This is a genomic window from Rhodococcus shunpengi, assembly GCF_048381395.1.
Lineage (GTDB): Bacteria > Actinomycetota > Actinomycetes > Mycobacteriales > Mycobacteriaceae > Rhodococcus.
The window spans coordinates 1-14,147 of record NZ_JBLWIU010000028.1 but is presented as its reverse complement, the minus strand read 5'-3'; the positions used below and the strand labels follow the sequence as shown (position 1 = coordinate 14,147).

The 14,147-nt window shown below is 67.8% G+C and carries 12 protein-coding genes; 7 read left to right on the top strand and 5 right to left on the bottom strand.

The features are described from left to right. The first annotated feature begins 36 nt into the window (after positions 1-36). The 5 genes from nuoL (at position 37) to ACNJ7K_RS15975 (ending at position 6,047) form a co-directional block, all read left to right on the top strand. The gene (gene nuoL, locus ACNJ7K_RS15995; RefSeq protein WP_487041913.1) at positions 37-1,929 is read left to right on the top strand and encodes an NADH-quinone oxidoreductase subunit L; all 1,893 of its coding nucleotides are present in this window, start codon (positions 37-39) and stop codon (positions 1,927-1,929) included. Between the two features lie 13 nt (positions 1,930-1,942). Then, positions 1,943-3,634, top strand: coding sequence for an NADH-quinone oxidoreductase subunit M (locus ACNJ7K_RS15990; protein ID WP_268653819.1), 1,692 nt, complete (start codon positions 1,943-1,945; stop codon positions 3,632-3,634). After that, on the top strand, positions 3,631-5,235 hold the full coding sequence (nuoN, locus tag ACNJ7K_RS15985) for an NADH-quinone oxidoreductase subunit NuoN (RefSeq protein ID WP_268653818.1): 1,605 nt from the start codon (positions 3,631-3,633) through the stop codon (positions 5,233-5,235). Before ACNJ7K_RS15990 ends, nuoN begins: the two co-directional genes overlap by 4 nt. A gap of 64 nt (positions 5,236-5,299) precedes the next feature. Next, positions 5,300-5,821: a peptide-methionine (S)-S-oxide reductase MsrA gene (msrA, locus tag ACNJ7K_RS15980; RefSeq protein WP_120283090.1), complete on the top strand. Its 522-nt coding sequence runs from the start codon at positions 5,300-5,302 to the stop codon at positions 5,819-5,821. A gap of 85 nt (positions 5,822-5,906) precedes the next feature. Continuing rightward, a complete protein-coding gene (locus tag ACNJ7K_RS15975) occupies positions 5,907-6,047 on the top strand; it encodes a hypothetical protein (RefSeq protein ID WP_174246920.1) in 141 nt (46 codons plus the stop codon). A 95-nt stretch (positions 6,048-6,142) separates the two neighbouring features. Here ACNJ7K_RS15975 and ACNJ7K_RS15970 read toward each other — a convergent pair whose 3' ends face one another. Next, the gene (locus ACNJ7K_RS15970) at positions 6,143-7,018 is read right to left on the bottom strand and encodes a cyclopropane mycolic acid synthase family methyltransferase (protein ID WP_159418098.1); all 876 of its coding nucleotides are present in this window, start codon (positions 7,016-7,018) and stop codon (positions 6,143-6,145) included. Positions 7,019-7,227: 209 nt separating this feature from the next. After that, positions 7,228-8,640, bottom strand: a complete 1,413-nt coding sequence (locus ACNJ7K_RS15965; RefSeq protein WP_258260702.1) for a wax ester/triacylglycerol synthase family O-acyltransferase — start codon at positions 8,638-8,640, stop codon at positions 7,228-7,230. Positions 8,641-8,815: 175 nt separating this feature from the next. Here ACNJ7K_RS15965 and ACNJ7K_RS15960 point away from each other — a divergent pair, with 175 nt between their 5' ends. Beyond that, positions 8,816-8,935, top strand: coding sequence for an alkyl sulfatase C-terminal domain-containing protein (locus tag ACNJ7K_RS15960; protein ID WP_487041964.1), 120 nt, complete (start codon positions 8,816-8,818; stop codon positions 8,933-8,935). A gap of 7 nt (positions 8,936-8,942) precedes the next feature. Here ACNJ7K_RS15960 and ACNJ7K_RS15955 read toward each other — a convergent pair whose 3' ends face one another. The 3 genes from ACNJ7K_RS15955 to ACNJ7K_RS15945 form a co-directional block, all read right to left on the bottom strand. Beyond that, positions 8,943-9,926: a TIGR00341 family protein gene (locus ACNJ7K_RS15955; protein ID WP_487041912.1), complete on the bottom strand. Its 984-nt coding sequence runs from the start codon at positions 9,924-9,926 to the stop codon at positions 8,943-8,945. Positions 9,927-9,999: 73 nt separating this feature from the next. Next, positions 10,000-11,799, bottom strand: a complete 1,800-nt coding sequence (locus ACNJ7K_RS15950; RefSeq protein WP_487041963.1) for an ABC transporter ATP-binding protein/permease — start codon at positions 11,797-11,799, stop codon at positions 10,000-10,002. 166 nt (positions 11,800-11,965) lie between these two features. Then, entirely contained in the window at positions 11,966-12,508 is a 543-nt protein-coding gene (locus ACNJ7K_RS15945) for a potassium channel family protein (RefSeq protein ID WP_120283080.1), read from the bottom strand. A gap of 131 nt (positions 12,509-12,639) precedes the next feature. Between ACNJ7K_RS15945 and ACNJ7K_RS15940 the strand changes: the two genes are divergently transcribed. After that, on the top strand, positions 12,640-14,147 hold a 1,508-nt coding region (locus ACNJ7K_RS15940), incomplete at its 3' end, for a PEP/pyruvate-binding domain-containing protein (RefSeq protein WP_487041911.1).

The following is a 14,147-nucleotide window of genomic DNA, read 5'->3' as shown; positions in this document are numbered from 1 at the left end:
TGTGAGAGCCCACGACGAACCGAGAGGACACGCGGCATGACTTCGTTCCTGAACTCGGCGCTGTGGACGATACCGGCACTGCCCCTGGCCGGCGCGTTCGTTCTGCTGCTCTTCGGGCGTCGCAGCGACCGCTGGGGACATCTGCTCGGATGCGCCACGGCGCTCGCCTCGTTCGTCGTCGGCGTCGTCATGTTCGCCGGACTGCGCGGACTCGACGCGAGCGAGAGACTCGCGCAGCAGACCGTGTTCACCTGGGTGCCGGTCGGAGAACTGCAGGTCGATCTCGGACTGCGGCTCGACGCGCTGTCGATCTGCTTCGTACTGCTCATCACCGGCGTGGGCTCGCTGATCCACCTCTATTCGGTCGGCTACATGGCACACGATCCGGAGCGCCGGAAGTTCTTCGCCTATCTGAACCTGTTCCTCGCGGCGATGCTGGTGCTCGTCCTCGCCGACAACTTCCTCGTCCTGTACCTCGGATGGGAGGGCGTCGGTCTCGCGTCGTACCTGCTCATCGGATTCTGGCAGTACAAGCCCACCGCCGCGACCGCCGCGAAGAAGGCGTTCGTCGTCAACCGCGTCGGCGACATGGGGCTGCTCGTCGCCCTCATGATCATGTTCGCGACCTTCGGCAGCCTCGACTACGACACGGTCTTCACCGCGGCACCCGAGGCGAGCGAGGGCACGGTGACCGCGATCGGCCTGTTCCTGCTCCTGGCCGCGTGCGCGAAATCCGCCCAGCTGCCACTGCAGTCGTGGCTCGGCGACGCCATGGAGGGCCCCACCCCGGTCTCCGCGCTCATCCACGCCGCCACGATGGTCACCGCCGGTGTCTACCTCGTCGTCCGCGCGAACGCGATCTTCGACGCCGCACCGGCCGCACGACTCACGGTGGTGATCGTCGGCGCCGCGACACTGCTCTTCGGCGCGATCATCGGCTGCGCCAAGGACGACATCAAGAAGGCGCTCGCCGCGTCGACCATGAGCCAGATCGGCTACATGGTGCTCGCCGCCGGACTCGGCCCCGCCGGGTACGCCTTCGCGATCCTGCACCTGCTCACCCACGGCTTCTTCAAGGCCGGACTGTTCCTCGGCGCCGGCTCGGTGATGCACGCGATGCACGACGAGACCGACATGCGCCGCTACGGCGGACTGCGCGCGGTCATGCCGATCACCTTCGCCACCTTCGGGCTGGGCTACCTCGCGATCATCGGCATCCCGCCGTTCGCCGGGTTCTTCTCCAAGGACAAGATCATCGAAGTGGCCTTCGCTGCCGGCGGTGTCGAAGGCATCGTGCTCGGTGTCGTCGCGCTGCTCGGTGCGGGGCTGACCGCCTTCTACATGACCCGCGTGATGATCCTGACCTTCTTCGGCGACCGGCGATGGGCGCCCGACGCCACCCCACACGAGTCGCCGGCCTCGATGACCTGGCCGATGATCGCTCTCGCCGTGGGCTCGGTCGGTGCCGGCGGGTTGCTGGTGCTCGGTGGCGCGTTGCAGCACTGGCTCGAACCAGTCGTCGGCTACGACCATCACGAAGGTGGTCTGCCCGTCTGGCTCGTCACCACCCTCACGCTGGCGGTCGTGCTCGCCGGTGTCGCCGTCGCGTACCGGCAGTACGTGCGCGCACCGGTCCCGGAGACGACCCCCGAGGCGGTGTCGGTGCTCACCGTCGCCGCACGTCGCGACCTCTACGGCGACGCCGTGAACGAAGCGGTGTTCATGCGTCCCGGTCAGGGTCTGGTGCGCGCCCTCGGCGCCGTGGAATCCACCGGCATCGACGGCTCCGTCACCGGTGCCGCCACCGGGATCGGTGCGCTCTCGCGCGGACTGCGCCTGCTGCAGACCGGCTTCGTCCGTTCGTACGCGTTGTACATGTTCGCCGGCGCGACCGTCGTGGTCGGTGCGCTCGTCCTGGTGACGCTGTGATGGGGGTGTACTGATGACCACCGTTCCCTGGTTGACGATCCTGTGGGTGCTCCCGCTGCTCGGCGCCGCCGCGATCATGGCTCTGCCCGCACGCCTCGGTTCCGCCGTCCGGTCGATCGCCCTCGCGGTGTCGATCGCCGTTCTCGTGGTCGCGGTGATCGTCGCCGTCGGATTCGACCGCGGGGGAGAGCGTTTCCAGTTCGTCGAATCGCACGACTGGATCCCCTCGTTCGGCGCAGGCTACCGGCTCGGCGTCGACGGCATCGCCCTGGTGCTGGTCCTGTTGACCGCCGCGCTCGTGCCGTTGCTCCTGGCCGCCGGGTGGCACGATCACCGCGCCGCCGACGAGGAGGCCGGCGCGGCCCGCCCGCGTTCCGCGCACACCTACGTGGCGCTGATCCTGCTCGTCGAGTCGATGGTGCTCGTGTCGTTCACCGCCCTCGACATCCTGCTGTTCTACGTCTTCTTCGAGGCGATGCTCGTCCCGATGTACTTCCTCATCGGCGGGTTCGGTTCGCCGGGGACACCGCGCGCCGACCGGGCACGCGCCGCCGTGAAGTTCCTGCTGTACAACCTGCTCGGCGGACTGGTGATGCTCGCCGCGTTGATCGGGCTGTACGTGGTCACTGCCCGATCCGGGCTGGGGGAGACCGCGGGTGTGGGCACCTTCGACGTCCGAACCGTCACCGCCGCCGCCGTCTCGGGGGACCTCGACGCGACCCCCGCCGTGCTCGGTGCACTGTGTTTCGGTTTCCTCGTCGCCTTCGCGGTGAAGGCCCCGCTGTGGCCGCTGCACGGGTGGCTACCCGACGCGGCGGTGCGGACCACGCCGGTCGCGGCGGTGCTCATGATGGCCGTGGTCGACAAGGTCGGCACCTTCGGCATGCTGCGCTACTGCCTGCAGCTCTTCCCCGACGCCTCGGTGACCTTCGCACCGGTCGTGGTGACCCTCGCCGTCATCGGCATCGTCTACGGCGCCGTGCTCGCGATCGGTCAGACCGACGTGATGCGCCTGATCGCCTACACCTCGATCTCGCACTTCGGGTTCATCGTCCTCGGCATCTTCGCCCTGACCTCGCAGGGGCAGGCCGGTTCGACGCTGTACATGGTCAACCACGGGATCTCCACGGCCGCACTGTTCCTCATCGCCGGTTTCCTCGTCTCGCGGCGCGGAGACCGCACCATCGCCGCCTACGGCGGGGTGCAGAAGGTCGCTCCGGTCCTCGCCGGGACCTTCCTCGTCGCCGGACTGGCGACCCTGTCCCTGCCCGGGCTCGCGCCGTTCGTCAGCGAGTTCCTCGTCTTCGTCGGCACCTATCCGCGCTACCAGGTGGCCGCGGTGATCGCGACACTCGCGCTCGTGCTGTCCGCGCTCTACGTGCTGTGGCTCTACCAGCGCATGATGGGCGGACCCGTGCGCCTGCCCGGTGGGGACGACGGTGACGACGGGAACGACGGTGCCGAACACGCCCGCAGGCTCTCCGATCTCGTGCCTCGTGAGGTCGCGGTGGTCGCGCCGCTGATCGCATTGCTGCTCATCCTGGGGATCTACCCGAAACCCGCGCTCGACGTCATCACCCCCGCGGTCGACGACACGCTCGTCTCGATCGACATCTCCCGGCCAGAACCGGTGGTGCCGGCCGAGCGACCCGTCGCCGAGAGTGGTGTTCCCGCGCACGGTTCCGAGGAAGGTGAAGCCGAATGAACCCCTCCGAGGGCCTCGTCGTTGTTGCCGCGTCGATTCCCGCCCCGGCGATCGACTACGGACTGATCGCACCGATCCTCATCGTCTTCGCCGCGGCCGTCGTCGGTGTGCTGGTCGAGTCCTTCGCGCCGGCTTCGGCACGCTATCTCGCCCACGTGCTCCTGACGACGGGCGCGCTCGTGGCGGCGTTCGTCGCCGTGGTGATGCTCGCGGGAACCCGTGCAACCACCCTGTCGGGGGCGGTCGTGATCGACGGACCGGCGCTGTTCCTGCAGGGATCGGTCCTGATCGTGGCGGTGCTGTCGGTTGCGCTCGTCGCGGAACGGAGTATCGAACAGGTTCGTACGCAATCGGTTTCCCGCGCCGCGGTCGGTGCGCATCTCGACGCTTTCGCGCCCCAGGCGTCTGCGATTCCGGGTACCGCGGCCGAACGGCAGGCGCTCGCGGCGGGCGGCGCGCGCACCGAGGTCTTCCCGCTCATGCTGTTCGCGGTGGGCGGAATGCTCGTCTTCCCGGCCTCGAACGACCTGCTGACGATGTTCGTCGCGCTCGAAGTGCTGTCGCTGCCCCTGTATCTGCTGTGCGGTCTGGCGCGGCGCCGCCGGTTGCTTTCCCAGGAAGCGGCACTGAAGTACTTCCTGCTGGGCGCGTTCTCGTCGGCGTTCTTCCTGTACGGGGTGGCGATGCTCTACGGCTATGCCGGGACCGTCCATTTCGGCGGTATCGCCCTGGCGATCGACACCGGTGCGGGCAGCGAGACCACCGCGCTCGTCGGGGTGGGTCTGCTGGCCGTCGGGTTGCTCTTCAAGATCGGGGCGGTGCCCTTCCATTCGTGGACGCCGGACGTCTACCAGGGCGCACCGACCCCCGTGACGGCGTTCATGGCCGCCGCCACGAAGATCGCCGCCTTCGGTGCACTGCTGCGCGTGCTCTACGTCGCGGTCCCCGGTTCCGCCGACCAGTGGCGGCCGATCCTGTGGGCCGTCGCGATCGCGACGATGGTCGTCGGCGCGGTCCTCGCGGTGACGCAGAACGACATCAAGCGCATGCTCGCGTACTCGGCGATCAGCCACACCGGATTCGTGCTCACCGGCGTCGTGGCCGGCACCGCGTCCGGGATCTCGTCGACGCTGTTCTATCTGCTCGTCTACGGGATCGGGACGGTCGGTGTGTTCGCCGTGGTGACTCTGGTGCGCGACCCGGACGGCGAGGCATGGGAGCTGTCGCGCTGGGCCGGTGTCGGGCGACGCTCCCCGTTGCTCGGCGGGGCGTTCGCGCTGTTCCTGCTGTCGCTGGCGGGCATTCCGCTCACCAGCGGGTTCATCGCGAAGTTCGCGGTCTTCGGCGCGGCGATCGAGGGCGGTGCGGCTCCGCTCGTGATCGTCGGCGTGCTGGTCAGCGCGATCGCCGCGTACTTCTACGTGCGGGTGATCGTGCTGATGTTCTTCACCGACCCGACCGACGACGCCCCGCGGCTCGCGACCTCGACCGTGGCGACGAGCGCGGCGATCGCGTTCGCGGCGGTGGCGACGGTGCTGCTCGGCATCCTGCCGCAACCCGTCCTCGACCTCGCCGAGCGGGCGGCGGTGTTCGTGCTCTGACCACGAACGTGCGCGGTGGGAATGCCGCGGCCCTCGTATCGGTTCCACCTCCCGAGGAGGCGTAATGACCGATACACGCAAGGCGATTCTGGCAGGCGGATGCTTCTGGGGTATGGAGGAGCTGATCCGGAGGCAGCCCGGGGTGGTGTCGACACGGGTCGGCTACACCGGTGGGCAGAACGATCACCCCACCTATCGCAACCATCCGGGGCACGCGGAGTCAGTCGAGATCGTCTACGACCCCGCACGCACCGACTACCGGGCACTGCTCGAGTTCTTCTTCCAGATCCACGATCCGACCACCCTGAACCGGCAGGGCAACGACGTCGGGGCGTCCTACCGTTCTGCGATCTTCTACCTCGACGACGAGCAGAAGCAGGTCGCGGTGGACACGATCGCCGACGTCGAGGCATCGGGCCTGTGGCCCGGCACGGTGGTCACCGAGGTGACTCCTGCGAGCACCTTCTGGGAGGCCGAACCCGAGCACCAGGACTATCTCCAGCACTACCCGAACGGGTACACCTGCCACTTCCCGCGGCCGGGCTGGAAGCTGCCGAACAGTCGCATCGCCGACGCGACGAACTGAATCACGCGCACGGGTGGTGCCTTCCGCGGATCCGTATCGTGGAGGTACAGGTTGTGACGCCACTGCGGAGGAGTGCTCGATGGGAATGTTCGGCAAGGCTATGAAGAGCGCCGCCGTGGTCAAGGCGATCCAGGTCGTCCGACGCGAAGCGGCCAAGCCGGAGAATCAGCGCAAGGCCAAGGAGATGCTCACCAAGCTGCAGCAGAAGCGCCGCGGCTCGCACTGATCTGCCTCTCGCCGATCCGTTGTCCACCCGGGCAGCGGATCGGCGTGCAGGCTCACCGGATTCGTTCTGCCGCCGGTCCCGCTCGGGACCGAGCCTCAGCGGTGCGGCTGCTTCACGAGGGTGAACTGCTGGACGTCGATGAGGCGACGCCGGAAATTCGCTGCGCACCCGGTGAGGTATCTGATGTATCGCTGGTAGACCTCCTCCGAGGCCATCCGCACCGCGTCGTCGCGACGCGCCTCGAGGGCTCGCGCCCACAGGTCGAGCGTGCGGGCGTAATGGGGTTGCAGGGACTCGATGTTCTGCACCCAAAAACTGTTGCGTTGTGCGCCGGTGATGACCAGGTCCCGGTCGGGGAGCTGCCCTCCGGGGAAGATTTCCCTCATGATGAAACGCAGGAACAGTGCGTCCTCGCGGGTGACCGGCACCTTCATCGCCTCGAGCTGGGCGCGGGAATGACCGACGATGGTGTGCAGCAGCATCCTGCCGTCGTCGGGCAGGATGCGGGAGGCGCGGTCGAAGAAGCTGTCGTACCGCTGTCGGCGGAAATGCTCGAACGCTCCGATGCTGACGATGCGGTCCACCGGCTCGTCGAATTCCTCCCAGCCTTGTAGACGCACTTCCGCGGTACGGCCGCCGGACGACATCGCCGAGAGCAGACCGGACACGTGTTCGTACTGGTTGCGGCTCAACGTCAGACCGATGACGTGCACGTCGTATCGCTCCGCCGCCCGCATCATCGTCGAGCCCCAACCGCAGCCGATGTCCAGCAGTGTCATCCCGGGTCGGAGATCGCACTTGCGGAGAGAAAGATCGACTTTCGCGATCTGGGCTTCCTCGAGGCTCATGTCGTCGCGCTCGAAGTAGGCGCAACTGTACGTGCGCGTGGGGTCGAGGAACAGTTCGAAGAAGTCGTCGGACAGGTCGTAGTGGGTTTGCACTTGCTCGTAGAACGGCGTCAGCTTCTGCATTCGGACCTGCTCTCCGCGAGGAGTGGGACGCGAGTTGCCGTGTCGGCGTCGACGCATCCCGGGGGCACACCGCTATCGGTCGATAGTGCTCCGGCGGAGTGCTTTCTCACACGAGAACGGCGATTCCTGGGGCAGTTGTCCGACTCGGGCACACGAGTGCACTGCGACTATCCCATGCGTCAGGCCGCACGGACGGCTACCCGGTGGCGTCAGCCCGCGCGCACGGCTTCCTGCCGGTCGACGGGAGCGAGGTCGAAGGCGTCCTCGAGTGCTTCGAGGGCCGCGTCGAAGTGGTCGAGCAGCGGCTGGAGTTGCGGCAGGCTGCGACTGCATGAAGTGAGACCGAAAGCGATGGCGTCGTCGGTGCTCGTGCACGTGATGTTCAGTGCCTGACCATCGACCGGCACGGACAGCGGATACACCGCATCCACACGAGCGCCGTTCCAGTACAACGGATCCGGCGATCCCGGCACGTTCGAGACGATGACGTTGAAGGGCGGTCGCGGGAGCGCACGATTGCGGGTGAGGATCCCTACCGCCAGCGGCGCGACGCCGAGTGCGCTGGCCGCCAGCCGGGACAGGGAGGACATCCCCTGCATGGAGCTCTTGCCCTCCGTCGTCGACGCAGACACCCTGGACAGCCGGTCGGCCGGATCGGCGATATCCGTACCCAGATCCGCCATCAGAACACCGAGTTCGTTTCCGGCACAGTCCTTGTCGGGTCGAAGGCACACCGGGACCATGGCCACGAGCGACCTGTCGGGCAACGCCTCCTGCTCGATCAGGAAGGCGCGCAGTGCTCCTGACGACATGGCCAGCACGACATCGTTGACGGTGGTGTCGGCCGCCCTGGCCACCGCGCGCAGGCGGGCCAGCGGCCACGAGCGCGCGGCGAACCGGCGCGTACCCGAGATGGGCACGTTGATCACGGTGTTCGGTGCGGCGAGCGACAACGATCCGCCTCCACCGCGCAGTGCCCTGTTCACGGTGCCCGCCAGCGCGGGCACGAAGCCGGTGACCTCGGCCGTCGCGGTCCGCACCGCCTGCATCGCGGCCTCGGGAAGATCGAGCGCGGTCCCGGGCGAATGAGGACGACTCGGCGTGTCGAAGGGCGCCCACGGCGCCGGCATGTCGGTCCGCTCGGAGTCCGGGCTCAGGGCGCGACGCAGCAATTTCATCGCCCCCACGCCGTCGGCGAGAGCGTGATGGATCTTCGTGTAGACGGCGAGACGGCCGTCCGCGAGACCCTCGATGACGTGTATCTGCCACAACGGCCGGCTCCGGTCGAGCAGCGTGCTGTGCAGCCGGGAGACGAGATCCCACAGTTCGTCGAGCCCGCCGGGCTGCGGCAATGCGTTGCGTCGCACGTGGTAGCTCAGGTCGAAGTTCGCATCCTCCTCCCAGGCCCACTGACCGAAGCTGCCCAGGGAACGGGCCGCACGCTTGCGCCACAGCGGGGCGACCTCGCCGTCCGCCGCGGCGGCAGTGAACAGTGCTCCCAGATCCGCGGCGGTCGTGCCTTCGCGAGGCCGGAGAAGGATCAGTCCGCCCACATGCATCGGATGATCACGGGACTCCCCGAGGAGAAACATCGAATCGGTGGGCGACATGGGTGGACGCATCGGCACATTTCCTCCGCCCGGATCGCCGGGCAGTTCGTGGCGAGGCCCCCTGCTGCCCCGCCGACATGTGCGTCAAACCATGACCCCCGTCACAGGTTTATGACGCGACACAACTAATACGCGATGCCGGGCCGTATCGCCAAGTCCGGACGTCCGATTTCCGGCCGAAACGAGAATTGTTGTCCGATTTGCGAACTCCGAGGGGCTCGATGTCGACGGGACGGCCGGCGTGCTCGCCACACTGGTGAGTGTGCTGGACGAACCCGATCCGGACTTCGCGATCGCCACCCCCTGACCTTCCCTCACTCCGAGTCGACCCGTTCGATGTTCGCGCCCACGGTATGGACGAGCTGCAGGGTGGGATCCCAGGGCAGGACCGCATCGACCGCGGCGTCGAGCTCGTCCAGGGGTGGTAGCTCGGCCGGACCGAGCACGGAGACGACCACCGTGGTGCCGTGCCAGTCCACACCGGTGACCTCCGCGCCGGGTGTCCCGTCGAGCCACTGCGTGGCCTGCGCGGAGATCTGCCGTGCCCACAACGACGCCATCGAGTTGACGACCATCGGCACCGCGACGACGACCAGTGCCACCGCCAGCACGGCATAGGCCCGCCTCCACCGGGTTCGGACCGTCTCCGCCGCCTCCCGGGAGTAGCCTGCGGCGACGAGAACCACTGTGGCCGTGATGATCAGCGCGACCACGTTGGATGCGAACAGCACGAAGGCGCCGAGTGCGAGGGTCGGTGCGCCGGAGCCGAGGCAGACACCGACCACCGCGAGCGGAGGCACCAGCGAGATCGCGATGGCGACCCCGGGCAGGACGTCTCCGACATCGCGGCGTGTCACCGCGATCGCCCCGACCAGTCCGGTCGCCATGGCCGCCGTCAGATCCATCAACGTCGGCGACGTGCGACCGAGGACCTGCGAGTTCGACAGGACATTGCCCGGATTCGCGAGCACCTGGGCGAAGACGACCCCGAGGACGACCACCAGGACGATGCCGCCGAGGATCCGGGCGACGCTGCGCGCGATCAACACACCGCGTCCGACCGCGATTCCCAGACCGACGCCCAGGATCGGAGTGGACAACGGCGCGACGATCATCGCCCCGATCACGGTGGCCGTCGAATCACTGACCACCCCCGCCACGGCGATGACCGCCGAGAGCATGAGCATCGTCCAGAACGCCGACCGCTTCGCCTGCCGGTCACCGACCGACAGATCCAGACGCTCGTCGAGTTCCGTCAGGCTGCGTCGCTGGGAATCGGGCACAAGAGTGTCGAACATTCAGCACCTCCCGGAAGAGTCGTCGGGTCCGGCCGGATCCGACACCGCGGTACCGGCGGGTGGTGGGCGGGGATCATCGCGACTTCTGCAGGTCGGAGACCACCCAGCGTCCTTCGCCGCGGAGTTCCAGGACGCGGTCGTGAAAGGCGTCGAGAGTGCTGCGATGCCCGACGCTCACGATCACGGCGTCCGGCAGCGTCTCCCGCATCGTCCGGTACAGCGCGTGTTCGAGACCTTCGTCGACCGCGGCGGTGGCCTCGTCCAGGAACACGATCGCCGGGGACGACAACAGGATGCGCGCGAATCCGAGCCGTTGCTGTTCGCCGGGGGAGAGGGTGCGCGCCCAGTCGGTCTCCACGTCAAGCCGTTCGGTGAGATGCCCGAGCGCAACGGTCTCGAGCGCCGTGCGTAGCGCGGCGTCGTCGTGATCCGCCGCGCGGGGATAGGTGACGGCATCGCGCAGGGTGCCCAGCGGGAGGTAAGGGTGTTGGGACAGGAACAATCCGTCCCCGGTCGGTCGGTCGACCTCACCGCGCGCATACGGCCACAGTCCCGCGATCGTGCGGAGCAGCGTGGTCTTCCCGCTGCCCGACGCTCCGCGCACCAGAAGCGCCTCGCCCGCGTCGACGCCCAGCGACAGGTCGGTGACGAGCGGGTCACCCGCTGGGGTCTCCACAGACAGATCCGCCAGTTCCAGCCGATCCTCCTGCGCCCGGACCGAGACCGAGGGCAGCTCGGCGGCCTGATGCGTGGTGTCGAGCAATCCGTTCAAGCGGATCGTGGTCGCGCGGAACGCCGCGAACTCGTCGTACGACTCGCGGAAGAACGACAGCGAGTCGTGCACCTGCCCGAACGCGTTGCTCGTCTGCATCACGTCGCCGAGGGTCACCTGGCCGGCGAACAGACGGGGCCCCTGCACGAGGAACGGGAAGATCACCGCGGTCTGGTTGACCGCCAGGTTGAAACCGTTGAACTTCAGCGTCCGGAACACGATGCGCCACCAGTTGCGGATCACCGCGGCGAACCGCGCGAGCAGCCCACCCCGCTCGACGCCCTCACCCCGGTAGAACGCGATCGATTCGCCGTACTCGCGCACCCGCACGAGCGCGTACCGGTAGGTCGCGCCGAGCTTCTCGTTCAGGAAGTTGAGCATGATCAGGGGACGGCCGATCCAGAAGGCGACCGCCGTGGTGACGAGCACGTAGACGATCACGAGAAAGACCATCGCGCGGGGGATCTCGGTGCCGAAGATCGTGATCGGTCCCGACAGATCCCACAGGATTCCCGTGAAACTGACGATCGACAGCACCGCCGTCACCACCCCCATCGACAGCACCCGTGTGGTAGTGACGAAACTCGTGATGTCCACCTGGATGCGCTGATCCGGATTGTCGACCGGCGACGAGACGAACCGATCCTTGTAGAAGGACCCCGACTCGAGCCAGTCGTCCACGAGGCGTTCGTTCAGATGTGTCCGCCACCGGATGTCGAGGGTCTGCGCGAGCAGGTAGTCGACGAGCGCACGCACCACATGGATCGTCGCCAGGATCGCGAAGATCCGCATGAACCGCCAGAAGGCCGACTCGTCCAGATTCTGGATCGCCGTATAGAAGTCGTTGTACCAGTAGGAGAACAGCACGCTCATCCGCACGGCGAACACCGTCAGCAGCAACACGATCGCGGCGAGGGCGAGGGCGAGGCCGCCGGCGCCGTTGCGCGGGTCGAAGAAGGACGCGGCGATGCGCCACCACTGGCGACCCCAACGCGTGAACCGCACGAGCGCGGCGATCACGGCGACGAAGACCAGGGCAGTGATCGCAAACGCTTTCGCCGTCCACACGATGCTGTCGACGACGACGGCTCCCCAATCCAACATGTCGGCCTCCGACAGGCGTCAGTGGAGTCGCATCCCTACAGTCGCATCCCTACAGTCGCATCCCTACAGTCGCATCCCTACAGTCGCATCCCTACAAGGATCACCCCGCAGCCTGCAGTGGGAATGCGAAGTCGTGGAATCCGGTGGACCGAACCCGGATCTTTCACCCCTCGTCGTCACCGCGACTGCGCCGACGCCACTGCACCGCGGCCGCGAGCAACCGGACCCCGACCGCGAAGAAGATCAGGTTCGCAACCATCTGCACCGACACCACGGCGCGCGCAGGCTCGGACTCGGCGGAGATGTCCCCGAAGCCCACCGTGGCGAAAACCGTCAGACAGAAATAGATCGCATCGATCCGGGACAGCGATTCGGAGAAGTCGTCCGGGGCGACGACGGACATCCGCAGATAGACGGTCGCGAACAGCACGAGATGCAGGGACACGACGCTGATGAGCGCCTCGATCGCCTGCACCGCCGGATACTCCGCGGCGAGAATTCTGTGGACCTGCCACCCTCCGACGAGCAGGACCACTACGCCACCCCCGACGAGGAACAACACGTCGGACACGCCGGTGACCTGATCCAGGGGAACGACGAAATACACGCTGACCAGGACGAGCGCGGTGAGTGCGGGTCGCGCGACCGCAGACACGATCAACCGTCTCCGCTCCCGCGGATCGGGTGTGCGCGGAGGATCGGCCACGGTCGTCCCCGTCCCGGAATGATGACTTTTGCCCCTAGGGTATAGATCGGGCCGGGGGTGACGATGGGAAGATCGAGTATCCGCCCCTGCCCGAAAGGTCGACGCGGGGCGGGGAGTGTGGGGAGTCGTCGATGACCGAACACGAACTGTGGGTACGCCCGATCGCGGAGGTCGGCGCCGCCGACGCGCCGACGGTCGGTGGCAAGTCCGCCAACCTCGGAGAACTCACCTGCGCAGGCTTTCCGGTACCGACGGCCTTCGCCGTCACCGCCGGTGCGTATCTCGACGCGATGGACGCAGCCGGCGTCCGATCCCGGCTGGCAGCCGAGGCGGCACCTGCCCCCGACATCGACGACGCCACCCTGATACGCACCTCCGCCGAGCTCGCCGCCCTGGTGACGGATTCGACCGTGCCGGCCGGGATGCGCGCGGCGATCGTCTCCGCCTACGAGAGCCTCGGTCCCGATGTGCCGGTCGCGGTGCGGTCGTCCGCTCCCGCGGAGGACGCCGCGGATACCTCGTTCGCCGGTATCCACGAGTCGTACACGAACATCATCGGCGCCGACGCGGTGATCCGCGCGGTGCAGGCGTGCTGGGCCTCGTTGTGGTCCGAACGCGCCCGCACCTACCGAGGGCTGCGCGGGGTGACCGACGAACCGTCCATCGCCGTGGTGGTCCAGGTGATGGTGAAGTCCGAGTCGTCGGGCGTGGCGTTCACGGCCGACCCGCGCACGGGCGAACTCGATCGGATCGTCGTCGAAGCAGCGCTCGGTCTCGGTGAGGTCGTCGTCGGCGGGCAGGTCGAACCCGACACGTACGTCGTGGCGAAGGACGGCTTCGAGGTGCTCGACGTGCACCTCGGTCATCAGGAATTCCGCATCACCTCCACCGACAGCGGGGACAGCCGCGTCGCACTCGACCCCGAGCGCCGCACCCGGGTCCTCGACGACGAGCAACTCCTGCGCGTCGCACGGCTGGCCGCCGGAGTCGAAGAACACTACGGGCATCCCCAGGACCTCGAGTTCGCGTTCGCCGACGACGAGTTGTGGATCGTGCAGACCCGCCCCATCACCACACTCGACCAACCGGCGGCTCCCGCCCCGTCCGGCAACGGCGAGGCACGACCGTTGCTGACCGGTCTCGGCGCGGGCCCCGGGACGGCGACCGGCCGCGTGCGGGTGCTGCACGAACTCGTCGACGGGAAGCGCTTAAGCGACGGCGAGATCATCGTGGCACCGATGACCCGGCCGGACTGGCTGCCGATCCTGCGACGCGCCGGCGGCATCGTCACCGACGGCGGCGGCATCACCTGCCACGCGGCCATCGTCGGACGGGAACTCGGCAAGCCCGTCGTGGTCGGTGCACGTACCGCCACCACCGATCTGCACGACGGGCAGCTGATCACCGTGGACGGCAACGTCGGTGTGGTGTTCGACGGGGCGGTCCACACCGCCGAGCGGCCCGCGGCGACGACCTCCGCGCCGGCGACATCGACTCTCTCCGCCGAGACTGTGACGGCCACAGCGGTCTACGTCAATCTCGCCACCCCCGACGCCGCGGAGGCGGTCGCCGCGACCGATGTCGACGGCGTCGGTCTGCTGCGCGCCGAGTTCATGATCACCGAAGCGCTCGCGGGGGA